This is a genomic window from Kitasatospora sp. NPDC015120 (genome assembly GCF_043080305.1).
Classification (GTDB): domain Bacteria; phylum Actinomycetota; class Actinomycetes; order Streptomycetales; family Streptomycetaceae; genus Kitasatospora.
This window is the reverse complement of sequence record NZ_JBIBVJ010000012.1, coordinates 237,115-258,783: the sequence shown is the minus strand read 5'-3', so window position 1 is coordinate 258,783 and position 21,669 is coordinate 237,115. Positions and strand designations below refer to the sequence as shown.

Genomic DNA, 21,669 nt, shown 5'->3' with positions numbered 1-21,669 from the left:
ACGCCCGGTTACATTCCGAACCCGGAAGCTAAGCCTCACAGCGCCGATGGTACTGCAGGGGGGACCCTGTGGGAGAGTAGGACGCCGCCGAACAAATTGTGAGAAGAACCCCCGCCGGTATTCCGGCGGGGGTTCTTTGCGTTCACCGTGCAGTCCGTGGACTCACATGCCGGGGAAGGCGTAGCCGTCGGCTTCGTCCCACGGGACGTCCAGGTCGTCCATGTGCACGTCCCATTCCGTTCCGGGCAGAGCCCGGCGCAAGGCGCTCAAGGTGCTCAGCACCTCGGTCATCACTGGCAGCAGCCGGCTGGGGTCGGACGGCAGCTTCGTGGCCCCGCACACGAGCTCGTCCGGCTCGGTCTCGTCGTAGTCGTACGGGGCGACGCCCTCCTCGTCGGAGAAGGGGAACGAAGCGGCGTGGGCGGCGAGAGCCTGCTCGACGGAGGCGGTCTCGGCCTCGGTCAGCGGGGTGGCGCGACGTGCGGAGTAATAGATGGAGACGCTCATGGACGCGAGCGTACTGAGGGGGTGTGACGACAGCGCCCGCCGGCCCTGACGGCCGGCTCAGAGGCGGCCGGCGGCCTTGAGGGCGAGGTAGGTGTCGGCGAGGGCGGGGGCGACCGAGGCGGGCGGGGCGTCGATGACCGTGAGGCCGGCGCGGGTGAGGCGGTCGGCGGTGCGGCGACGGTCGGCGCGGGTCTGCTCGGCGGCCGCGGCGCCGTAGACGGCCTCGACGGTGCCGCGGCCGGCGGCGAGTTCGTCGAGGTGGGGGTCCGAGACGGAGGCGAGGACGACCTCGTGGCGCTTGGTGAGCAGCGGCAGCAGGGGGAGCAGGCCGTCCTCGGCCGGGGCCGCGTCGAGGCCGGTGAGCAGGACGATCAGCGAGCGGTGCGGCGCCATCGTGAGCGCGGTGGCGACCAGCGAGCGCATGTCGGTCTCGTAGAGGGCGGGCTCCAGGACGGCCATCGCGTTGGTGAAGGCCGGGAGGATCTCGTTCGGGGAGCGGCCGGCCACCGAGACCCGCTTGCGCAGGTCGTGGGCGAGCAGGTCGACCCGGTCGCCGGCCTTGGTGGCGAGGGCGGTGAGCAGCAGCGCGGCGTCGAGGGAGGCGTCGAGGCGGGGGGCGTCGCCGACCCGGCCGGCGGAGGTGCGGCCGGTGTCCAGGACGACGAGGATGTGCCGGTCGCGCTCGGGGCGCCAGGTGCGGACGGCGACGGTGTGACGCCGCGCGCTGGCCCGCCAGTCGATGGAGCGGACGTCGTCGCCGGGCAGGTACTCCCGCAGCGAGTCGAACTCGGTGCCCTGGCCGCGGGTCAGGACGGAGGTCCGGCCGTCGAGTTCGCGCAGCCGGGCGAGCCGGGACGGCAGGTGCTTGCGGCTGGCGAACGGGGGCAGCGCGCGGACCGTCCAGGGGACGAGGTGGGATCCCTGACGGCCGGCCAGGCCGAGCGGGCCGAGCGAACGGACGGTCACCTTGTGGGCGTGGTGGTCCCCGCGGCGGGTGGGGGTGAGGACGGTGGTGACGCGGCGTCGCTCGTGTCCGGGTACCCGCAGGGTGTGCCGGGAGGCGGCGGTCCCGGTCCCGGGCCGCCAGGCGGACGGGGCCCAGGCGTCGCGGATCCGGGCGCGCAGGGGCCGTCCGGCCGGGTTGGTGACGGTCAGTTCGACGACGGCGCTCTCGCCGAGGCGGACCGTGGTGTCGCCGCCCCGGGTGATCCGCAGGCTGCGGACGGGGGCGGCGAGCACCAGGTCGACGACGACGCCGAGCAGGACCGCGCCGGTGACGGCGCCGATCCCGGCCCAGGAGGGCAGCAGCAGGCCCGTGACGAGGGCGCCGAGCGCGGCGAGCAGGGCGGTTCGCCCGGTGAGGGCCATGCGGTGCGTTCCTTCGTCGGGGCCGGTGGTGGGCCGGCCGGAGGGGCGAGCGGGCGGGGCCGGCTCAGCGCGGGGCGGGCGTCTGGGCGAGCACCGCCTGGATGACGGAGTCGGCGGTGACGCCCTCCATCTCGGCCTCGGCGCGCAGGGCGACGCGGTGGCGCAGGGTGGGCAGGGCGAGCGCCTTGACGTCGTCGGGGGTGACGTAGTCGCGCCCGGCCAGCCAGGCCCAGGCGCGGGAGGCACCGAGGAGCGCGGTGGCACCGCGCGGGGAGACGCCGATGGAGAGCGAGGGGGACTGCCGGGTGGCCCGGCAGAGGTCGACGATGTAGGCGAGGATCTCGGGCGAGACGGTCAGCCGGGCGATCTGCTCGCGGGCGGCCGCGATGTGCTCGGGGCCGGCGACCGGGCGCACGCCGGCGGCGGTGAGGTCGCGGGGGTCGAAGCCGGCGGCGTGCCGGGCGAGGACCTGGAACTCCTGGTCGCGGTCGGGCAGCGGGAGGATCAGCTTCAGCAGGAAGCGGTCGAGCTGGGCCTCGGGCAGCGGGTAGGTGCCCTCGTACTCGACCGGGTTCTGGGTCGCGGCGACCAGGAACGGCACCGGCAGCGCGCGCGGTTCGCCGTCGACGGTGACCTGCCGCTCCTCCATGGCCTCCAGCAGGGCGGCCTGGGTCTTCGGCGGGGTGCGGTTGATCTCGTCGGCCAGCAGCAGGTTGGTGAAGACCGGGCCGGGCTGGAAGGAGAACTCGGCGGTGCGGGCGTCGTAGACCAGCGAACCGGTGACGTCGCCGGGCATCAGGTCGGGGGTGAACTGGATGCGCTTGGTCTCCAGGCTGAGCGCGGTGGACAGGGTGCGGATCAGCAGGGTCTTGGCGACGCCGGGGACGCCTTCGAGCAGCACGTGGCCGCCGCAGAGCAGGGCGACGACCAGGCCGGTGACGGCGGCGTCCTGGCCGACGACGGCCTTGGCGATCTCGGCGCGCAGCGCGGTCAGCGCCGCGCGGGGGTCGCCGAGGCGCGGGTCCCCGGACGTCGCGCTGTCGGACGCGGTGCCGCCGGGGACGGTGCTGCCGGGGGTGGCGGGTGCCGTGCCGGGGGTGATGCGGAGCTGGGTGGTGGCCTTCTCGGTCACGGCTTGCGTACCTGCCTTTCGAGGGCGTCGAGGTCGTCGGCGAGCCGCAGCAGCGCGGCGTCGTCGGTCGGGGGCGGGCCGTACAGCAGGGCCCGTGCGTCCCCGGCGGACCACTCGGGGAGACGGTCGGCGACGGCCGCGCAGAGGGCGGTGGGGTCGGGCGCGCCGGCCACGGGGGGCACGCCCAGGGCCGGGGCGATGCGGTGGGCGGCGGCGCGGCGCAGGGCGTCGGCGGCACGGCCGCGGGCCCTGGCGCGGCGGTAGAGGCGGGCGCGGCCCTCGGTGGTCTCGGAGGCGCGGACCACCACGGGCAGGTTCTCGCTGACGACCGGGCCGAGGCGGCGGGCGCGCCAGAGCGCGGCGAGGACGACGGCGACGGCGAGTTGGTAGCCGGCCCAGGTCCAGCCCTCGGGGACGAAGTCCCGGAAGCTCTTCCGCCCGCCCTCGGCGACCGGGGCGGTGTAGTCGGGCAGGTGCCAGGTGACGCGCGGCTGGGCGCCGAGCAGGCCGAGCCCGAGGGCGGCGTTGCCGTCCTTCTTGAGCAGTTGGTTGGTGAGGAACTCGCCGCTGCCGAGGACCACGACGTCGGTGGCGCGGCCGAGGGGGACGGAGACCAGCGGGTAGCCGTGGCCGCGCGGGTAGCACCCCTCGCCGCGGCTGCCGGAGGTGTAGAGCAGACCGCCGACGTGGGCGCTGCCGGCCCGGACGGCCTCGGGCAGGGAGCAGCCGGGGTCGGTGCTGTGGACGCGGGCGTAGGGGATGCCGCCGTTCTCGTCGGACATGCGGACGCCGGGGGCGAGCGCGCTGAGGGCGGCGGGGCCGGGGGAGACGAGGACCAGCCGGGCGTGCCGGGCGGCGGCGACGGCGGCCAGCTGCTCGGGGCTGAGCAGGTCGGGTTCCGGCAGGACGAGGGTGTCGGCGCCGGCGGGGCGGCCGGTGGGGTCGGGGGTGACGTCGACCTTGAGGCCCTGGCGTTCGAGCAGCGCGACCACGGCGTGGCTGCCGGTGGGTTCGTAGGAGCGCGGATCCAGCGGCGGGTACTGGCGCTCGTCCTTGGCGGCGGCGAGGACGACGGCGGCGAGCAGGGCGAGCACGACGGCGAGCAGGTACCAGCGGGCGCGTCGCCACAGGCCGCGGCCGGTGGGGGCGAGGCTGGTGGCGGCCGGGGAGGCCGGGGCGGGCGCGGCGGTGGGCGGCGCCGTCGGCGGGGCGGGGGTGGCGCTGGTCATGCGGCTCCTCCGGCGGCCGGGGCGAGGACCGGGCGGGTGCGTTCGAGGGCCCGGTCGAGGTCGCGCAGCAGCTGGTAGGCGGCCTGGTCGGCGGTGCGCTCGCCGTAGGCGATGTCGTCGAAGGTGCGGGCGGCCGCGGTGAGGGCGGCGGCGTGGCCGGGCAGCGCGCGGCCGGCCTCGGCGGCGGCCTCGTCGGCGGTGCGGCCGGGGCGGGGGTCGAGCAGGGTGCGTTCCTCCAGGCCGCGGACCAGGGCGCGCATCTGTTCGCGGACGGCCTCCGCCCAGCGGCCGGCGGCGGCGTGCCGTTCGGCGTCGGCGCGGTGCTCGGCGGCGCTGCGCGGGCCGGTGCCGCCGAACACGCCGAGGTCGGTGCGGGCGGCCCGCCGGGGCGCGCCGAGGCGCCACCAGAGGGCGGCGCCGATCACTGCGGCGACCACCAGGAAGAGGACCAGGCCGGTGGTGCCGCTGGTGCCGCCGCCGGCGAGCGCGCCGAGCGCGTCGTCGACGCGCTCCATGATCCAGTCGAAGATCCGCTGCTGGATGCTCGGGTCGTGGCGGTGGTAGTCCGCGTTGACCAGTTCGTCGCGCGCCGCGTCACGGGCCGCGTCGCGCGGGGTCGTGACCGGGGCTCCGGCCGCGAGCACGACGATCTCCCCCCAGGCCGGCACCGGGCTCAGAACCTTGCCGGGGCGGGGCCGGCCTGGTCGCCCCAGCCGGTGCCGCCGTACTCGGGCAGGCCGGCGGCGCGGGCGAGCTCGATGTCGAGGGCCTCGCGGCGGATCCGCTGGTCGACGTAGAGCAGCACGCCGATGGTGGAGGTGAAGGGGAGCGTGACGGTGGAGGAGAGGATCCCGCCGATGGCGAGGGTGACCAGCATGGCGGTCGGCATGGTGGCGCTGTCGCCGGCGTCGAGCTGGCTGGTGAGGTCGCCCCAGCCGAGCACCATGCCGACGACCGTGAACGGGGTGCTGATCACGCTGGCGACGATCCAGGAGATGACCAGGCTGAGCAGGGTGATGCCGAAGATCCGCCACCAGGAGTGGCGGACCAGGCGGCGGGAGCGGGAGAGGGCGGCGATGACGCCCTGCTTCTCCAGCATGAGCGCGGGCGCGGCCAGGCTGAGCTGGATCCCGAGCCAGACGACGACGGGCAGGCTGAGCAGGCCCACGACGACGAGCAGGAAGGTGATGCCCGGTTCCTCCGCCCCGGCCACGGCGTAGCCGATCAGCGGGGCGCAGGCCAGCAGGACGATGCCGCCGAGGATCAGGCCGTTCAGCACGGTGAGGCCGACGAGCTGGAGCATCCGGGGCCGGGCGTCGCGCCAGGCCTCCCGGAGCGTGACGGACTGCCCGAGGATGGCGCGGCTGACCACCATGGTCAGCAGGGCCGAGGCGATCACGCCGAGCAGCCAGGCGAGCGGCATGCTGACCAGGGAGGTCAGGACCGGGGTGAGCTCGCCGGTGTCCCCCTGGACGGCGAGCTGGGCGCCGAGCGCGACGCCCTGCTGGACGACGGCGACGCCGAAGGAGAGGCCGAGGGCGACCCGCCAGTGCTTGCGGACGGTGGAGACGGAGCCGTCGAGGATCTCGCCGAGACCGAGCGGGCGCAGCGGGATGACGCCGGGCTTGGGGCTGGGCGGCGCTCCCCAGCCGTAGGGCCCGCCGGGCGGCCCGTAGGCGGGCTGCTGTCCGTACGGCGGCTGCTGCCCGTAGGGGGGCTGCGGTGCGCCGGGGGCGGTGCCCCGGGCGGGCGGGGCGTCGTGGGGCGGTGCCGACTGGCCGGGCACGGCGGAGGGCGCGTCGGCCGGGGGCCGGACACCGTCGCGGGGCGGCTCGGGCGAGCCGGGCGAGGCCCAGCCCGGAGTGTCGGTCATCACTGCTCCTCGGAGGGCGTCAGGGTTCGCGGCGCCGGGTGGATCTTCACCAGGGCGCAGCGCCCATCGTGCCATGGTGCCCGGACGCGCCCCAGGGGGAGCCGGTTGCTGAACGGCAACGGCCGCCGCGTGGACGGCCGGTGGGCCCCGAGGGGGGCTCCGGAGGTGGGTGGGGCCGGACCTTTCGCCCGGTATGGCCGGAATTCGCCGGGCCGCCAGTTGGCCGTTCTGGAGCAATGGGACTGCTGTGCGGCAGGTCACAATCCGGTAATGAGAGGATGGAGCCATGAAGGGACGCGTCCTCGTCGTTGATGACGACTCCGCACTGGCCGAGATGCTCGGCATCGTGCTGCGTGGTGAGGGTTTTGAGCCGTTTTTCGTCGCCGACGGGGACAAGGCACTAGCCGCGTTCCGGGAGACCAAGCCCGATCTGGTCCTGCTCGACCTGATGCTGCCCGGCCGGGACGGCATCGACGTCTGCCGGCAGATCCGGGCGGAGTCCGGGATCCCGATCGTCATGCTGACCGCCAAGACCGACACGGTGGACGTCGTGGTGGGTCTGGAGTCGGGCGCCGACGACTACGTCACCAAGCCGTTCAAGCCCAAGGAACTGGTGGCCCGGGTGCGTGCCCGGCTGCGCCGTGCCGAGGAGCCGACGCCGGAGCAGCTGACCATCGGCGATCTGGTGATCGACGTGGCCGGCCACTCGGTGAAGCGGGACGGCCGGGGCATCCCGCTGACCCCGCTGGAGTTCGACCTGCTGGTCGCGCTGGCCCGCAAGCCCTGGCAGGTGTTCACCCGCGAGGTGCTGCTGGAGCAGGTCTGGGGCTACCGGCACGCGGCGGACACCCGGCTGGTGAACGTCCATGTGCAGCGTCTGCGCTCCAAGATCGAGAAGGACCCGGAGCGCCCCGAGATCGTGGTGACCGTCCGCGGCGTCGGCTACAAGGCCGGGCCCAGCTGACGTGAGCGACCAGTCCGACGAGACCCCGGCGGGTGCCGAGACCGACGGGGGCGGTTCCGCCGTGCGCGGAGACGTGCTGAGTTCGACCGTCCGCAGCCGCCGGCGGAGCGGGCCGGCGGCGCTGTTCGCGCTGGTGAGCCGTCAGCTGCGGCGCCCCGTGCACCGGGTGGCGGCGCTGTACCGGCGGTCGATCCAGCTGCGGGTGGTGGCGGCGACGCTGCTGCTGTCGGTCCTGGTGGTGCTGGTGCTGGGGGTCGTCGTGGTGGCGCAGGTGCGCACCGGGCTGCTGGACACCAAGCGGGCCGCGGCGCGCGACCAGGCGGTCGCGGGCTTCCAGACCGAGCTCAAGAAGATCGACGAGGCGAAGGACCTGCGGCTGCGGGGCGGCGCGGCCGCGGACCTGACCGCGGAGGAGTCCGGCACCTGGCTGCTGCGGCAGGTCGGCGAACTGGCCGCCAGCGGGCAGAACGTCTTCTCGGTGATCGCGATGCTGCCGGGCAGCGGCCAGTCGGTGCAGTCGGGCCGGACCAGCTTCGGTCCGCGCTACTCGGGCGACATCTCGCCGGACAGCGTCCCGGCCGCGCTGAGGGCGAAGGTCGCGCAGGAGGCCGGCCAGACGTTCAGCCAGCCCACCCGGATCCAGCGCTCGGAGAGCGGGAAGACCGAGCCCGGTCTGGTCTTCGGCCAGCAGTTCTACGGCCCGGACGGCACCAGCTACCAGCTGTACTACGTCTTCTCCTTCGGCGTGGAGACCAAGACCCTCAATCTGATCACCGGCACCCTGGCGACCGCCGGCGTGTTCGTGGTGATCATGATGGGCGGCATCGCCTGGCTGGTGGTGCGCCAGGTGGTGACCCCGGTCCGGATGGCCGCCGGGATCTCCGAGCGGCTGGCCGCCGGGCACCTGGAGGAGCGGATGAAGGTCACCGGCACGGACGACATCGCCAGGCTCGGCGAATCGTTCAACCGGATGGCCAACGCGCTGCAGGCGCAGATCCGCCAGCTGGAGGAGCTGTCCCGGGTGCAGCGGCGCTTCGTCTCGGACGTCTCGCACGAGCTGCGCACCCCGCTGACCACCGTCCGGATGGCCGCCGACCTCATCTACGACAGCCGCGAGGACCTGGACCCGATGGCGGCCCGCTCCGCCGAGCTGCTTCAGGGACAGCTGGACCGGTTCGAGTCGCTGCTCGCCGACCTGCTGGAGATCAGCCGCTTCGACGCGGGCGCGGCCGTCCTGGACGCCGAGCCGGTGGACCTGCGCGAGATCGTCGGCCGGGTGGTCGAGGCCGCCGACCCGCTGGCCCAGGCCAAGGGCAGCGCGGTGGTGATCCGCGGCGACGGCGAGCCGGTGGTGGCCGAGGTCGACTCCCGGCGCATCGAGCGCATCCTGCGCAACCTGGTGGTCAACGCGCTGGAGCACGGCGAGGGCCGCGACGTCGTGGTCCGGCTTGGCTCGCAGGACGGCGCGGTCGCGGTCGGCGTGCGCGACTACGGCATCGGCCTCAAGCCGGGCGAGGCGTCCCGGGTGTTCCACCGCTTCTGGCGGGCCGACCCGTCCCGGGTGCGGACCACCGGCGGCACCGGCCTGGGCCTGTCCATCGCGGTCGAGGACGCCCACCTGCACGGCGGCTGGCTCCAGGCCTGGGGCGAGCCCGGCGGCGGTTCGCACTTCCGGCTCACCCTGCCGCGCACCCGCGGCGGCGAGATCAGCCGGGCGCCGTTCCGGCTGGAGCCGGAGGACTCGCGCAACAACCGTGGTCTCGGCACGTACGGGACGCCGTACCGGCGGGCGATCCGCCCGTCCGGTTCGACCGCGCTGGCCGCGGTGGAGGAGACGGGCGTCCCGGAGACCCCGGAGGCCTCCGGCAGCGGGTTCGGCAGCGGCCTCGGCGGTGTCCTGAGCATCGGCCCGGGTCTCGGCCGGCGGCTGCCGGACGGCCCGCGGTCGGACCCGTCGGACGTGCGCCCGGCCGGTTCCGGGTACGGTGCCACCGGCGCGCAGGTCATGGTGGACACCGCGCCGGGCCGGCCGTCGGTGGCGCAGCGGACCGCGGGGCCGGACGGTGCCGCCGGGGCGGACGGCACGGGTGGAACGGACACGGAGGGGTCGCAGGGTGCGAAGGACCAGCGGCAGGACTGAACCGCGGCTGGCCGGGGTGGCCGGTGCCCTGCTGGGCACCCTGCTGGCCGGCGGCTGCGCGGCGATGCCGGATTCCGGGGGCGTCACCAAGATCGAGCTGTCCAAGAGCCCGGCGGACAAGAACTTCCAGGTCAGGGTCTTCCCGGTGGAGCCGACCAAGGGCGCCAGGCCGCAGGAGCTGCTGGCCGGGTTCCTGGACGCGCTGACCGCCGACGACGACTACGGCACGGCCCGCAAGTACCTGACGCCGGCCGCGGCGGCGCGCTGGAACGCGGAGACGGGCGTCAAGGTGCTCGGCGGCACGCCGACCCGGCCCGAGGTGAACGTGACCGAGTCCGACATGGACGTCTCGATCCCGCTCCTCGGGCAGTTGGTGGCCGAGGTGGACGAGCGCCACTCGTTCAGGACCGAGGCGCCGCGCGACCTGCGCATCGACTTCTCCTTCGTGCGGGAGAAGGCCGGCGGTGAGTGGCGGATCGACAAGCTGCCCGACGGGCTGATCCTCAACGAGGCCAACTTCCGCAACAGCTACCGCCAGGTGGACCGGTTCTTCTACGCGGCACCGGACCCCTCCGCCGCGTCGGTCGGGTCGGTGACCAACCAGGACGTGCTGATCGCCGACCCGATCTACCTGCGGCGCCGAATAGACCCGCTGGGCTCCGCCGCCAACGCGTTGGTCGCCGGCCCCTCGAAGTGGCTCGCCCCGGTGGCCCGCTCCGCCTTCCCGGACGGCGCGAAGGTGCACGCGGTGACCCTGGACGGCAACCAGACCGGGCACGTGACGCTCGCCGACGTCGACCTGGGCAGCCTCACCACCTGCCGGCGGATGGCCACCCAGCTCCTCTACACCCTCGCCGACCAGGGGACCGGGCAGATCGACCAGCTGGAGCTCAAGGGCACGCGCGGCGGCCCCGCCTGCCAGGCGAGCCGCGGCGACGAGCCCGTGACCGGGCCCGGCTCGCTGGCCGGGCGGATGGCGACCCGGCAGTTCTACCAGCGGGAGGACGACGGCGCCCTGTACGAGTCGCGCGGCAGTGACGGCGACGGCGTGCCGGTGCAGGGACCGCTGGGCCGCGCGCAGCCGTCCGGCCGGCGGCTGGGCACGATCGCGGTGGCCCGGGACGGCGAGCACGCCGCGGCGATCAGCGGGGACGGCCACCAGCTCTACACGGTGCCGTTCACGGACGGCGCCGGCGCGACGATGCCGCCGCCGGTGCTGACCACCCCGTCCCGCCCCGGGACGAAGGCGGAGGACGGCCTGGCCTCGCCGACCTGGGACGGGCGCGGCGACCTCTACGTGGTGGACCGCGACCCGCAGAGCCCGAAGGTGCTGCTGGTCCGCGAGAAGAAGGTCGTCGAGGTGCCGGTGGAGCGGCTGGACGGCCGCTCGGTGCAGGGCATCAAGGTCTCCTCGGACGGCGCCCGGGTGGCTCTGCTGCTCAAGGACGGCAAGGACGGCAAGGACGACGGCAAGGGGTACTCGCTCTGGCTGGGGCTGCTCGTCCACGAGGGCACCAAGGACGCCCCGAGCGCGAAGATCACCGGTCTGCGGCTGGCCAACCCGGCCTTCGAGGAGGTGGTCTCGGTCTCCTGGGCGGAGGCGGACCAGCTGCTGGTGCTCGGCAAGGAGAAGGACAAGCTGCAGCAGCTGCACTACGTCAGCACGGACGGCTCCCCGAACCCCGACGCGCGGCTGCCCGGCGGCGGCGAGATGACCACGGTCGCCGCGTCGGAGTACCGGGGCAACGGCAACGGCGGCACGCCGCTGGTGCCTCCGGTGCTGGCGCTGCAGGGGGCGCAGGGCAAGCCGTACCGGCTGGTCAACAGCCAGTGGCGGGAGCTGGGGCTGCTGTACCGGGTCTCCTCGTTCATCTACCCGGGCTGACCGGCCGCCCGGGCCGGGACCCGCGGGGGTGTCCGGCCGCCGGCCGGTGACCTCACCAGCGCCGGTCGTCGCCGTCCGGCCCGTCCGGGTGGCTCCCCGGGCGCCGCTCCGCGCCCGCCGCCGCGACCGTGGCGGCCGCGCCGGGCGGCAGTCCGGCCGCCGACAGGGCCCGGGCCGCCTCGGCCAGGCTCGCCCCGGTGGTCACCAGGTCGTCCACCAGGACCGTGCGGAGCCCGGCGGGCCGGCGGTGGGCGAGCGGCCGCACGGTGAGCGCGCCGTGCAGGTTGCGGCGGCGCTCGGCGGCGGGCAGCCCGGCCTGGTCGGCGACCGGGCGGGTGTGGCGCAGCAGCGCCGCGACGCGGACGTCCAGGCCCTCCCGGCGCAGCGCGCGGGTGGCCGCGGTGGCCAGTCGCAGGGTCGGGTCGTGGCCCCGGGCGCGGACGGCCGCGCGGGCCGAGGGCACCGGGACGAGCAGCAGCGGGGCCCGTCCGCCCTGCGGGCCGACCGCGGAGCGCACCGCCCGGGCGAGGGCCTCGCCGAGCGGGCCGGCCAGCCGCAGCGCGCCGCGTTCCTTGTGGGCGAGCAGCAGCCGGCGGACCGGGCCGTCGTAGGGCGCGGCGGCGTGCGCCCAGGGCAGGGCGGCGGAGGGCGCGGGCAGGTCGGCGGCGAGGGCGTCCCGGCAGTCCGGGCAGAGCTGGCCGCCGGTGGCGCCGCAGCCCGCGCAGGGCGCCGGGAGCAGCACGTCGAGCAGACCGGCCAGGGCGTGGGCGAACGGCCCGTGGTCGGACGGCGGTCGGGGCGGTGCGGAGGGCGGCGGCACTGCTGCTCCTTCCGGCTCAGGAACGGAGAGTGAGCAAAGAATGCGCCGTACGGGGGGTGTTGTCCAGGTATTTACCTGTGTTTCACTCACAGGAGGGTAGACAGGGGGCAACGGCTTGACGGGTTGCCCCATTGGTCCGTCATACCCGGACTCTCCGCTGGGGAGGCGAAAACTCCGTGTGAGGTGTTCGATGAGCCCCAGGGGGTTTCAACCGTCCCTGGTGGGGAGGAAGTGAGGTGAGGGCCAGTCGTTCCCGTCGTTGCCGGCGGGAGGGAGGGCCGGCGGAAGGATTGGCTGGTCCGGCTGGTCTCAGTCCGGTCCGGTAGCACCCGGACCGGCGACAGAACGAGGGATCGGAGTTCTGCGTGGACATCGTTGTCAAGGGCCGTAAGACCGAGGTGCCCAAGAGGTTCCGGGATCACGTGGCCGAGAAGCTGGAGAAGGTCCAGAAGTTCGACACCAAGGCGATCAGCCTCGATGTCGAGGTGTCCAAGGAACACAACCCGCGGCAGGCCGACCGGTCCGACCGCGTGGAGATCACTCTCCGTACCCGTGGTCCGGTGATCCGGGCCGAGGCCGCCGCCGCCGACCCCTACGCGGCACTCGACCTGGCCTCGGCGAAGCTCGACGCCCAGCTGCGCAAGTCCGCGGACCGGCGTCGGGTCCACAAGGGCGGCAACGGCCGCACCCCGATCAGCGTCGCCGAGGCGACCGCGGCCCTGGCCGCGCTGCCCGCCGAGACGAAGCCGTCGGAGAGCCCGGCCAACGGGGCCGTCCGCAAGACCAAGATGGGATCCCTGGAGGTGGAGGGCGAGGGCCCGCTGGTGGTCCGGGAGAAGACGCACCCGGCCGCCCCGATGGCGCTCGACCAGGCGCTCTACGAGATGGAGCTGGTCGGTCACGACTTCTACCTCTTCGTGGAGAAGGACAGCGGCCTGCCGAGCGTCGTCTACCGCCGGCACGGTTACCACTACGGTGTGATCCACCTGAAGGCCGACGGCACGACCGTCGAGGGTGGTGGCGCCGGTGGTGCGATCGGTGCGGGTGACGACGAGGACTGACCGTCCGAGCAGCATGGGAGGGTGACCCCGGTGGCCGCGGCCGCCGGGGTCACCGGCGTTCCGGGGCCGGCCGCCCGCGGTGCCGGGCCGCCGCGCAGGTCACCCGATGCGGGGCGATCGGCGCCGGAGGGTGACCGCAGGGGGCTCCGGCCGTGGAATGATTGGCGCACGACGACCGGCGACGGGGGAGGAGCGGATGGGGGATCACTTCGGGCTGGGGCCCGCCACGGGGCCGGTCGCGGGGGTGTCGCCCGGCCCGGGGGCGGAGCCCGGGTACGCCCTCCGCCGGGGGGAGCCGATCCGCGTCCTGGTGGTGGACGACCACGCGCTGTTCCGCCGCGGCCTGGAGATCGTGCTGGCCGAGGAGGAGGACATCACGGTCGTCGGCGAGGCCGGGGACGGCGCGGAGGCGGTGCTCAAGGCCGCCGACCTGCTGCCGGACATCATCCTCATGGACGTCAGGATGCCGCGCCGCAGCGGGATCGAGGCCTGTACCGCGATCAAGGACGTCGCACCCAGCACCAAGATCATCATGCTGACGATAAGCGACGAGGAGGCCGACCTCTACGAGGCGATCAAGGCGGGCGCCACCGGGTACCTGCTCAAGGAGATCTCCACCGACGAGGTCGCCACCGCGATCCGCGCGGTCGCCGACGGGCAGTCCCAGATCAGCCCGTCGATGGCCTCCAAACTGCTCACCGAGTTCAAGTCGATGATCCAGCGCCGGTCCGACGAGCGGGAGTTGGTGCCCGCGCCGCGGCTGACCGACCGGGAGCTGGAGGTGCTGAAGCTGGTGGCCACCGGGATGAACAACCGGGAGATCGCCAAGGAGCTGTTCATCAGCGAGAACACCGTGAAGAACCATGTGCGCAACATCCTGGAGAAGCTCCAGCTGCACTCCCGGATGGAGGCCGTGGTGTACGCGATGCGGGAGAAGATCCTCGAAATAGGGTGACGGCGGGGCCCGTCGGGCCCCTGCCGCCGTGCCCCCGGGTGCTCAGCCGAGCAGCTTCTCCAGCGCCGGGCGGAGCGCCTCGTCGTGCAGCGTTCCGACCCGGACGGCGTCGCAGCCCACCCAGGAGGCCGCCTCGCGCAGCGCCCCGGCCAGCGCCTCCAGGTGGCGGGGGGAGTCCAGCGAGACCTGACGGGCCACCAGGGTGCGACCCTCGCGGGCCGGATCGACCCGGCCGACCAGCTGTCCGCCGGCCAGCAGCGGCATCGCGAAGTAGCCGTGCACCCGCTTGTGCCGGGGCGTGTAGGCCTCCAGCCGGTGGGTCATCCCGAAGATCCGCTCGGTGCGCGGGCGGTCCCAGATCAGCGAGTCGAACGGCGAGAGCAGGGTGGTGCGGTGGCGTCCGCGCGGCGGCGCGGCGAGGGCCGCCGGGTCGGCCCAGGCCGCGCCGGGGGAGCCGTCCGGGCCCCAGCCGGCCACCTGGACCGGGACCAGCCCGGAGTCGGGCAGCACCGCGTCCAACTGGTCGGCGCGCAGCCGGTGGTAGTCCAGCAGATCGGCCCTGGTCGCCACGCCGAGGGCCGCTCCGGACTGCGCGACCAGGGTGCGCAGGCACTCCTCGTCCGTCGGCTCGGCCGCGAACAGCTCGGCGGGCACGGCCTGTTCGGCCAGCGCGTAGACGCGCTTCCAGCTCCGCCGCTCGGTGCAGACCACGTCGCCGAAGGCGAGGGCCCGCTCCACCGCGATCTTGGTGTCGGACCAGTCCCACCACTCGGCGGTCTTCTTGGCGCCGCCCAACTCGGTGGAGGTGAGCGGTCCTTCGGCGCGCAGCCGGTCGAGCACGGTGCGGTAGGTCGCGGCGTCGACCTGCTTGCCCCAGACGTGGGCCCTGGCGCGGTAGCGCCGGCGCCGGAAGGCGAACAGCGGCCACTCCTCGACCGGCAGCACGCAGGCCGCGTGCGACCAGTACTCGAAGCTCGCGCCGGAGCTCCAGTACGCCGCCTCGACCGCCGGGCGGCCGACCGCGCCGAGCCGCGCGTACGGCACCAGTTCGTGCGAGCGGGCCAGCACCGAGATGGTGTCGAGCTGGACGGCGCCGAGCCGGCGCAGCACCCCGCGCACGCCGCCGCGGCGGTCCGGGGCGCCGAGCAGGCCCTGGGCGCGCAGGGCGATCCGGCGGGCGTCGTCGGCGCCGAGGACGGTCACCGGGGCGGGGGCGGCGGGGCGTGGGACGGAGGCCGGGCGCGAGGTCGAGGCGGTCATGCCGGCGAGCCTAGACGGGGGCACCGACAACGGGCCCCGGGCGTCCGGGGCCTGCGGCGAGCGGCCGTTCAGTCCGTGAGGTCCTCGGCGAGCAGGGAGGCGATCCAGGTGTCGAGGAACCGTCCGCGCTGCTCGGAGTAGGAGCGCAGGGTGCCCTCGAAGCGGAAGCCGACCCGCTCGGCCACCGCGCGGGAGCCCTCGTTGCCCACGTAGGCGAGCCATTCCAGCCGGCGCAGCCCGAGCTCGCGCAGGCCGAAGCGGGCCACCGCGGCGGCGGCCTCCGCGGTGTAGCCGCGGCCGCGGAACTCCTTGGCCGCCCACCAGCCGACCTCGGCGGCGCCCGGCCGGCCGGGGCAGGCCGTGAGCCCCTGGCTGCCGACCAGCGCGCCGGACTCCCGCTCGAACACGGACCAGACCAGGTTGTCGCCGGTCCGCCAGCCGTCGGCGGCGAAGTCGTGGACGAAGTACTCGGCGTCCTGGCGGCCGTACGGGACCGGGACGACGGTCCAGCGCTGGATCTCCTCGTCCTGGCAGGCGGCGAGGATCGCGTCGACGTCGCCCTCGCCCGGGGCGCGCAGGACCAGGCGGTCGGTGGTGAGGACGACGGGCTCGGCGGCTCCCGGCCCGTTCTGCTTCTCCTGCTGCTCTTCCATGGGCGGATTATTCCGTACAGAGAGAAATCCGGGTGTCCGATGAACGGACCGGCGCGTTCAACTGGCCGGACGGCCGTCCGGTTTGCCCCGGTGCGAGGGACTATCGTCGGAAGTGCTCGCGCGGGTGACACGGGAATACCGTGCTGACGCACCTCCCGGGGCATTGGGCTCCTCGCATACGATGGCCCGTGCGGTGGGGTGGATCCGCCGTGCAGTCGTCCAGTGCCAATACAGGCAAGGAGCCCGCTCACGTGTCCGTCTTCGACAAGATCCTGCGCGCCGGCGAAGGCAAGATCCTTCGCAAGCTGCAGCGGATTGCTGCCCAGGTCAACTCCATCGAAGAGGACTTCGTCAACCTCACCGACGCCGAGCTGCGCGCACTGACCGACGAGTACAAGCAGCGCCTCGCCGACGGCGAGAGCCTGGACGACATCCTCCCCGAGGCGTTCGCCACCGTCCGCGAGGCCGCCAAGCGCGTGCTCGGCCAGCGGCACTACGACGTCCAGCTCATGGGCGGCGCCGCGCTGCACCTCGGCTACGTCGCCGAAATGCGCACCGGTGAGGGCAAGACCCTGGTCGGCACGCTGCCCGCGTACCTCAACGCGCTCACCGGCAAGGGCGTGCACCTCATCACGGTCAACGACTACCTCGCCGAGCGCGACTCGGAGTGGATGGGCCGGGTGCACCGCTTCCTCGGTCTTGAGGTCGGCGTGATCCTCGGCAACATGACGCCCGCCGAGCGCAAGCGCCAGTACGGGATGGACATCACGTACGGCACCAACAACGAGTTCGGCTTCGACTACCTGCGCGACAACATGGCCTGGTCGAAGGACGAGCTGGTCCAGCGCGGCCACAACTTCGCCATCGTCGACGAGGTCGACTCGATCCTCATCGACGAGGCCCGCACCCCGCTGATCATCTCCGGTCCGGCGGACCAGGCGACCAAGTGGTACGCCGACTTCGCCAAGCTGGTGCTCCGTCTGAAGATCGACCGCGACTACGAGGTCGACGAGAAGAAGCGCACCGTCGGCATCCTGGAGGAGGGCGTCACCCGGGTCGAGGACTACCTGGGCATCGACAACCTCTACGAGTCGGTGAACACCCCGCTGGTCGGCTTCCTGAACAACGCCATCAAGGCGAAGGAGCTGTACAAGGCGGACAAGGACTACGTCGTCATGAACGGCGAAGTCATGATCGTCGACGAGCACACCGGCCGCATCCTGGCCGGCCGCCGCTACAACGAGGGCATGCATCAGGCGATCGAGGCCAAGGAAGGGGTGGAGGTCCAGAACGAGAACCAGACCCTGGCCACCATCACCCTCCAGAACTTCTTCCGCCTGTACGACAAGCTGTCCGGCATGACCGGTACCGGCACCACCGAGGCGGCCGAGTTCCACCAGATCTACAAGCTCGGCGTGGTGCCGATCCCGACCAACAAGACGCCGCTGCGCATCGACCAGCCCGACCTGATCTACAAGTCGGAGCCGGCCAAGTTCGCCGCCGTGGTCGAGGACATCGCCGAGAAGCACGAGAAGGGCCAGCCGGTGCTGGTCGGCACCGTGTCGGTCGAGAAGTCCGAGTACCTGTCGCAGGAGCTGCGCAAGCGCGGCATCCCGCACGAGGTGCTGAACGCCAAGCACCACGAGCGCGAGGCGCAGATCGTCGCCCAGGCCGGCCGCAAGGGCGCCGTCACCGTCGCCACCAACATGGCCGGCCGCGGTACCGACATCATGCTCGGCGGCAACGCCGACCACCTCGCGGCCGCCGAGCTGGCCCAGCGCGGACTCTCCCCGGTGGACACCCCGGAGGAGTACGAGGCCGCGTTCCCGGCCGCCCTGGAGAAGGCCAAGGCCGCGGTGAAGGCCGAGCAGGACGAGGTCAAGGAGGCCGGCGGCCTCTACGTCCTCGGCACCGAGCGGCACGAGTCCCGCCGGATCGACAACCAGCTGCGCGGCCGTTCCGGCCGTCAGGGCGACCCGGGCGAGTCCCGCTTCTACCTGTCGCTGGGCGACGACCTGATGCGTCTGTTCAAGGCCGGCATGGTCGAGCGCGTGCTCTCGATGGCCAACGTGCCCGAGGACGTGCCGATCGAGTCGAAGATGGTCACCCGGGCCATCGCCTCCGCGCAGACCCAGGTCGAGCAGCAGAACTTCGAGATCCGCAAGAACGTCCTCAAGTACGACGAGGTGCTGAACCGCCAGCGCGAGGTCATCTACGGCGAGCGCCGCCGGGTGCTGGAGGGCGAGGACCTCCAGGAGCAGGTCGGCCACTTCATGGACGACACCGTCGAGGCGTACGTCCGGGCCGCCACCGGCGAGGGCTTCGAGGACGACTGGGACCTCGACAAGCTCTGGACCGCGCTCAAGCAGCTCTACCCGCTCACCCTGGACCTGGAGGAGCTGGAGGAGGAGGCCGGCGGCACCGCGGGCCTCACCCCGGAGTTCCTCACCAAGGTCATCCAGGAGGACATCCAGGCGCAGTACGGCGCCCGCGAGGACCAGCTCGGCACCGAGATCATGCGCGAGCTGGAGCGCCGCGTCGTGCTGTCGGTGCTGGACCGCCGCTGGCGCGAGCACCTCTACGAGATGGACTACCTCCAGGAGGGCATCGGCCTGCGGGCCATGGCGCAGCGCGACCCGCTGGTCGAGTACCAGCGCGAGGGCTTCGACATGTTCACCGCGATGATGGAGGGCATCAAGGAGGAGTCCGTCGGCTACCTGTTCAACCTGGAGGTCCAGGTCGAGCAGCAGGTCGAGGAGGTCCCGGTCGAGGACGCCCAGGTCGTGCTCGACAAGCTGGAGAAGGACGCCGCCCGCCCGGAGATCAAGGCCAAGGGCCTGGAGGCCCCCAAGCCGCAGCGGCTGCACTACACGGCCCCCTCGGACGAGGTCGGCGGCGGTGTGGTCGAGGGCGACTTCGAGGACCTCGGCGCGGAGGACGAGGGCGACGGGCTGACCCGCGCCGAGCGCCGCAAGGCGGCCAGGTCGGCCAAGGGCCGCCGCCGCAAGGGCTGAGCCGGCGGCCGGTCCGTGCCTCGGACCGGCCCGCCGCCGGGCAGGGCGCCGCTCCCGTACGGGGGCGGCGCCCCGCGCCGTTCCAGGGGGCGCCGCGAGCGGATCGCGGGCGGGCGGCGCGGCGGTGCGGGCGGCGTTCACCGCGCCTCCACGGCGGTGCACTGCCACTGGCCGGAGGGGCCGCGCGGCTCCAGCCGGAACGCCACCACGTGGTGCCGGGCGCCGAGGTCCACCCGGACACAGGCCTCGACCGCGCCCGGGGAGGGCGAGCGGTCGTGCACCGGGCCGAGCCGCGGCCGCTCGTCGGTGCCGGTCCGGCGCAGGGTACCGGCCCGGACCAGGGTGGAGAGCTGGCCGTAGCAGTCCAGGGTGGTGTGGCGCAGCAGCTGGCCGGACGGCCGGGCGCCGGTGAGGACCTCCACCAGCCGGTGGGCGAACCTGGTGCTCAGGGCGCCGAGCGGGTCGCGGACCGGAGCGCCGGTGCACCCGGCCCGGGGCCGGCGGGGCCGGCGCGGGGGCCCCGGGTGGTGGTCCCGGGCGGTGCCGTGCGGGCGGTAGGGGCGCGCGGAGAGCACGGCGGGCGGGCCGAGGGGCGGTGCGGCGCGGTTCGGGCACGTGGTCATGGGCCTTCCTCGGGGGCGGTCGGCGCGGGGCCGGTGCGGTGGTGCGGGTACGGACGGGTCCTTGCTAGTGGCCGCCCGCGTGGGGCGGCAACGGGTTTGCCGCGGTCTGCCGAAGGACCTCGAAGTTCACCTATCCGGGTGAGCCGGCCCGTGCGGCGGCTGGCCTGCGGGCACCCCCGTGAGCGCCGGGTTGACGGGCCGGGGAGGGCGGCGGGGTCCGAAAGGGGACGGTCCGTTCGGCAGGACGGGCGTTGCGTCCGGGGCCGGTCCGCGCGCAGGATCGAAGGCCGGGCGGTACGCCGCGCATCCGGCCGTGCCGGCACCGCGGCAGCACCAGCCCCGGCACCGCACCAGCACCGCCCCGACGACGACAGGCGGCCGGTATGACGACATGGGTATCCGGGACACGTCCGGCGCCGCCGCCGAGCGGCGGCGCTCCCCGGCGCGGCCTGGTGCTGGGCGGCGGCGGCATGCTCGGCGCGGCCTGGACGGTCGGCGCGCTGTGCGCCGTCGAGGAGGCGACCGGCCGGGCGCCGGGCGACGCGGAGGTGCTGCTCGGCACCTCGGCGGGCGCCATCCTCGGCGCCCTGCTCGCGGGCGGGGCGGACGCCGGCCAGCTGCGCGACCACCAGCGGGGCCTGCCGGTCACCTCCGGGCCGCTGGCCGGGACCGGCTTCGACTACGACACGGCGGTCGGCGGCGCGCTGCCGCCGCGCCCCCGGGCGGGCATCGGCTCGCCGGGCCTGCTGCGGGACGCCGTCCGGCACCCGCGCACCTACCCCTGGCTCACCATGGTCTCGGCGATGGCGCCGCACGGCCGGGGCTCGCTGGCGTCGGTCGGCGCGCTGGTCGGCGGCCTGTTCGGCGACGACGCCCCCGGCGGCCGGGGCGCCCGGGGCGAGGACGGCGGCTGGCCCGCGGGTTCGGCGCTGAGGGTCGTCGCGGTGGACTACCGCAGCGGCCGCCGGGTGGTCTTCGGCGACCCCGGCGCACCCCCGGCCCGGGTCGAGGAGGCGGTGATGGCCTCCTGCGCGATCCCCGGCTGGTTCGCGCCCGTCCCGGTCGGCGGCACCGAGTACGTGGACGGCGGCTGCTGGTCGGCCACCAACGCCGACCTGCTGCTCGACCGGGGCCTCGACGAGGTGTACGTGCTCGCCCCCATGGCGCTGCGGCCCGACCCGCCGGGGCGCCCGGAGCCCGACGGCGGCGCGTCCGCCGCCACGCGCGCCCGGCGCGTGCAGGAGTGGCTGCACGCCTCGCGCGAACGGGACCGTCCGAGCGGGGTGCTCGCCCAGCTGGTCGCCCGCTACCGTCGGACGGTGACCCGGCAGCTGCTGCGCGAGGCCCGGCTGCTGCGGGCGGGCGGCGTGCGCGTCCACCTGCTCGCGCCCACCCCCGCCGACCTGCGCGTGATGGGGCCGAACATGATGGACCCCGCCCGCCGCGGCCCCGTCCTGGAGAGCGCGCTGGACACCTGCCGGCGCTCCCTGGAGGCCGCGCGCTGACGGTGCGGGGAGCCGGGCGCCCGCTCCGGCGGTGCGGGGGTGATCACGGCCGGCCGTCCGGAGCTTATTCTTGGGGCGCTGGAAGCTGTGCCGCTGGACGAACCGGAGAGTGCCACCGATGCGCGTGTACGTGCCCACCACCCTGACCGGCCTGGCGGCGGCGCACTCGGGCGGCGCGCTGGAGCAGTCCGCGGCGTACGCCGTGACGCCCGCGCTGCGCGAGTGGTACGTCAGCGACGACCTGGAGGAACTGGAGTACGCGGCGCTGAACCGGGCCGCCCAGTCCTCGCTGCGCCTGCTGGCCGCCGCCCCCGACGCCCCGCGCCGGCGCGTCGTCGTGGCGCTCGACGTCGCCGACTCGGCGGTGAAGCCGTTCCCCGGCGACGAGTACCAGGACCAGGCCTCGCTCGGCCGGGTGGTGCTGGCCGGTCCGGTGAAGCTGGCCAAGGCCGCCGCGGTGCACGCGGACGTCGCCGACGCGGACGTGGTGGCCGACGTGACGGCGGCCGTCGAGGCGGTGACGGCCGCGGACGCGGGCGACCAGGACGCCCAGTTCACCGTGGACGGCGCCGAGGACCACGACCTGCTCTGGTTCGCCACCCAGGAGATCGCCGCCCTGCTGGCCTGAGGCCGGTGCGGGCGCCGCGGGCGGGGTGAGCCCCGTCCTACCGGTCCGGCGC

General features: G+C 74.4%; 18 protein-coding genes and 1 rRNA gene. 9 read left to right on the top strand and 10 right to left on the bottom strand.

Annotated features, from left to right (window positions below; all coding sequences use genetic code 11):
• Nucleotides 1–93, top strand: a 5S ribosomal RNA gene (rrf, locus tag ACF1AK_RS25600); the annotation flags it as partial.
• A 69-nt stretch (nucleotides 94–162) separates the two neighbouring features.
• On the opposite strand, the gene ACF1AK_RS25595 is transcribed toward rrf, so the two are convergent.
• The 6 genes from ACF1AK_RS25595 to ACF1AK_RS25570 form a co-directional block, all read right to left on the bottom strand.
• Nucleotides 163–507, bottom strand: coding sequence for a hypothetical protein (locus tag ACF1AK_RS25595; RefSeq protein WP_391501144.1), 345 nt, complete (start codon nucleotides 505–507; stop codon nucleotides 163–165).
• 57 nt (nucleotides 508–564) lie between these two features.
• Nucleotides 565–1,875 (bottom strand): DUF58 domain-containing protein, encoded by a 1,311-nt coding sequence (locus ACF1AK_RS25590; protein ID WP_391501143.1) that lies wholly within the window; start codon nucleotides 1,873–1,875, stop codon nucleotides 565–567.
• A 64-nt stretch (nucleotides 1,876–1,939) separates the two neighbouring features.
• Nucleotides 1,940–2,869 (bottom strand): MoxR family ATPase, encoded by a 930-nt coding sequence (locus ACF1AK_RS25585; protein WP_350545028.1) that lies wholly within the window; start codon nucleotides 2,867–2,869, stop codon nucleotides 1,940–1,942.
• Between the two features lie 134 nt (nucleotides 2,870–3,003).
• Nucleotides 3,004–4,236, bottom strand: coding sequence for a DUF4350 domain-containing protein (locus ACF1AK_RS25580; protein WP_391501142.1), 1,233 nt, complete (start codon nucleotides 4,234–4,236; stop codon nucleotides 3,004–3,006).
• The gene (locus ACF1AK_RS25575) at nucleotides 4,233–4,904 is read right to left on the bottom strand and encodes a DUF4129 domain-containing protein (protein WP_391501141.1); all 672 of its coding nucleotides are present in this window, start codon (nucleotides 4,902–4,904) and stop codon (nucleotides 4,233–4,235) included. The genes ACF1AK_RS25580 and ACF1AK_RS25575 overlap by 4 nt, the downstream gene beginning before the upstream one ends.
• Nucleotides 4,905–4,909: 5 nt before the next feature.
• Nucleotides 4,910–6,109, bottom strand: coding sequence for a hypothetical protein (locus tag ACF1AK_RS25570; protein ID WP_391501140.1), 1,200 nt, complete (start codon nucleotides 6,107–6,109; stop codon nucleotides 4,910–4,912).
• 286 nt (nucleotides 6,110–6,395) lie between these two features.
• Here ACF1AK_RS25570 and mtrA point away from each other — a divergent pair, with 286 nt between their 5' ends.
• Genes mtrA through ACF1AK_RS25555 form a run of 3 tightly spaced genes read left to right on the top strand, consistent with a single transcriptional unit; the run spans nucleotide 6,396 to nucleotide 11,098 of the window.
• Nucleotides 6,396–7,073, top strand: coding sequence for an MtrAB system response regulator MtrA (mtrA, locus tag ACF1AK_RS25565; protein WP_030061806.1), 678 nt, complete (start codon nucleotides 6,396–6,398; stop codon nucleotides 7,071–7,073).
• A 1-nt stretch (nucleotide 7,074) separates the two neighbouring features.
• Nucleotides 7,075–9,213 carry an MtrAB system histidine kinase MtrB gene (gene mtrB / locus ACF1AK_RS25560; protein WP_391501139.1) on the top strand — a complete coding sequence of 713 codons (2,139 nt, stop codon included), beginning with the start codon at nucleotides 7,075–7,077 and terminating at the stop codon, nucleotides 9,211–9,213.
• Nucleotides 9,188–11,098, top strand: coding sequence for an LpqB family beta-propeller domain-containing protein (locus ACF1AK_RS25555; protein WP_391501138.1), 1,911 nt, complete (start codon nucleotides 9,188–9,190; stop codon nucleotides 11,096–11,098). The genes mtrB and ACF1AK_RS25555 overlap by 26 nt, the downstream gene beginning before the upstream one ends.
• 52 nt (nucleotides 11,099–11,150) lie before the next feature.
• Here ACF1AK_RS25555 and ACF1AK_RS25550 read toward each other — a convergent pair whose 3' ends face one another.
• Nucleotides 11,151–11,918 (bottom strand): ComF family protein, encoded by a 768-nt coding sequence (locus ACF1AK_RS25550; protein ID WP_391501137.1) that lies wholly within the window; start codon nucleotides 11,916–11,918, stop codon nucleotides 11,151–11,153.
• A 365-nt stretch (nucleotides 11,919–12,283) separates the two neighbouring features.
• Between ACF1AK_RS25550 and hpf the strand changes: the two genes are divergently transcribed.
• Together hpf and ACF1AK_RS25540 are read left to right on the top strand one after the other, a co-directional pair.
• On the top strand, nucleotides 12,284–12,979 hold the full coding sequence (gene hpf / locus ACF1AK_RS25545) for a ribosome hibernation-promoting factor, HPF/YfiA family (RefSeq protein WP_391501136.1): 696 nt from the start codon (nucleotides 12,284–12,286) through the stop codon (nucleotides 12,977–12,979).
• Nucleotides 12,980–13,175: 196 nt separating this feature from the next.
• On the top strand, nucleotides 13,176–13,934 hold the full coding sequence (locus tag ACF1AK_RS25540; RefSeq protein ID WP_391501135.1) for a response regulator: 759 nt from the start codon (nucleotides 13,176–13,178) through the stop codon (nucleotides 13,932–13,934).
• 42 nt (nucleotides 13,935–13,976) lie between these two features.
• Here the strand turns inward: ACF1AK_RS25540 and ACF1AK_RS25535 are convergent, their stop codons facing one another.
• Nucleotides 13,977–15,194, bottom strand: coding sequence for a winged helix-turn-helix domain-containing protein (locus tag ACF1AK_RS25535; RefSeq protein WP_391501134.1), 1,218 nt, complete (start codon nucleotides 15,192–15,194; stop codon nucleotides 13,977–13,979).
• Nucleotides 15,195–15,262: 68 nt separating this feature from the next.
• Nucleotides 15,263–15,847: a GNAT family N-acetyltransferase gene (locus ACF1AK_RS25530; protein ID WP_391501133.1), complete on the bottom strand. Its 585-nt coding sequence runs from the start codon at nucleotides 15,845–15,847 to the stop codon at nucleotides 15,263–15,265.
• Nucleotides 15,848–16,098: 251 nt separating this feature from the next.
• On the opposite strand from ACF1AK_RS25530, the gene secA reads away from it, so the two are divergent.
• Nucleotides 16,099–18,861, top strand: a complete 2,763-nt coding sequence (gene secA, locus ACF1AK_RS25525; protein WP_391501132.1) for a preprotein translocase subunit SecA — start codon at nucleotides 16,099–16,101, stop codon at nucleotides 18,859–18,861.
• A 137-nt stretch (nucleotides 18,862–18,998) separates the two neighbouring features.
• On the opposite strand, the gene ACF1AK_RS25520 is transcribed toward secA, so the two are convergent.
• Complete coding sequence (locus ACF1AK_RS25520) at nucleotides 18,999–19,484, bottom strand: Rv3235 family protein (protein ID WP_391501131.1); 486 nt, start codon at nucleotides 19,482–19,484, stop codon at nucleotides 18,999–19,001.
• 383 nt (nucleotides 19,485–19,867) lie between these two features.
• On the opposite strand from ACF1AK_RS25520, the gene ACF1AK_RS25515 reads away from it, so the two are divergent.
• Nucleotides 19,868–20,989 (top strand): patatin-like phospholipase family protein, encoded by a 1,122-nt coding sequence (locus ACF1AK_RS25515; protein WP_391501130.1) that lies wholly within the window; start codon nucleotides 19,868–19,870, stop codon nucleotides 20,987–20,989.
• Between the two features lie 118 nt (nucleotides 20,990–21,107).
• Nucleotides 21,108–21,617 carry a DUF6912 family protein gene (locus ACF1AK_RS25510; RefSeq protein ID WP_391501129.1) on the top strand — a complete coding sequence of 170 codons (510 nt, stop codon included), beginning with the start codon at nucleotides 21,108–21,110 and terminating at the stop codon, nucleotides 21,615–21,617.
• Nucleotides 21,618–21,669: the final 52 nt, after the last annotated feature.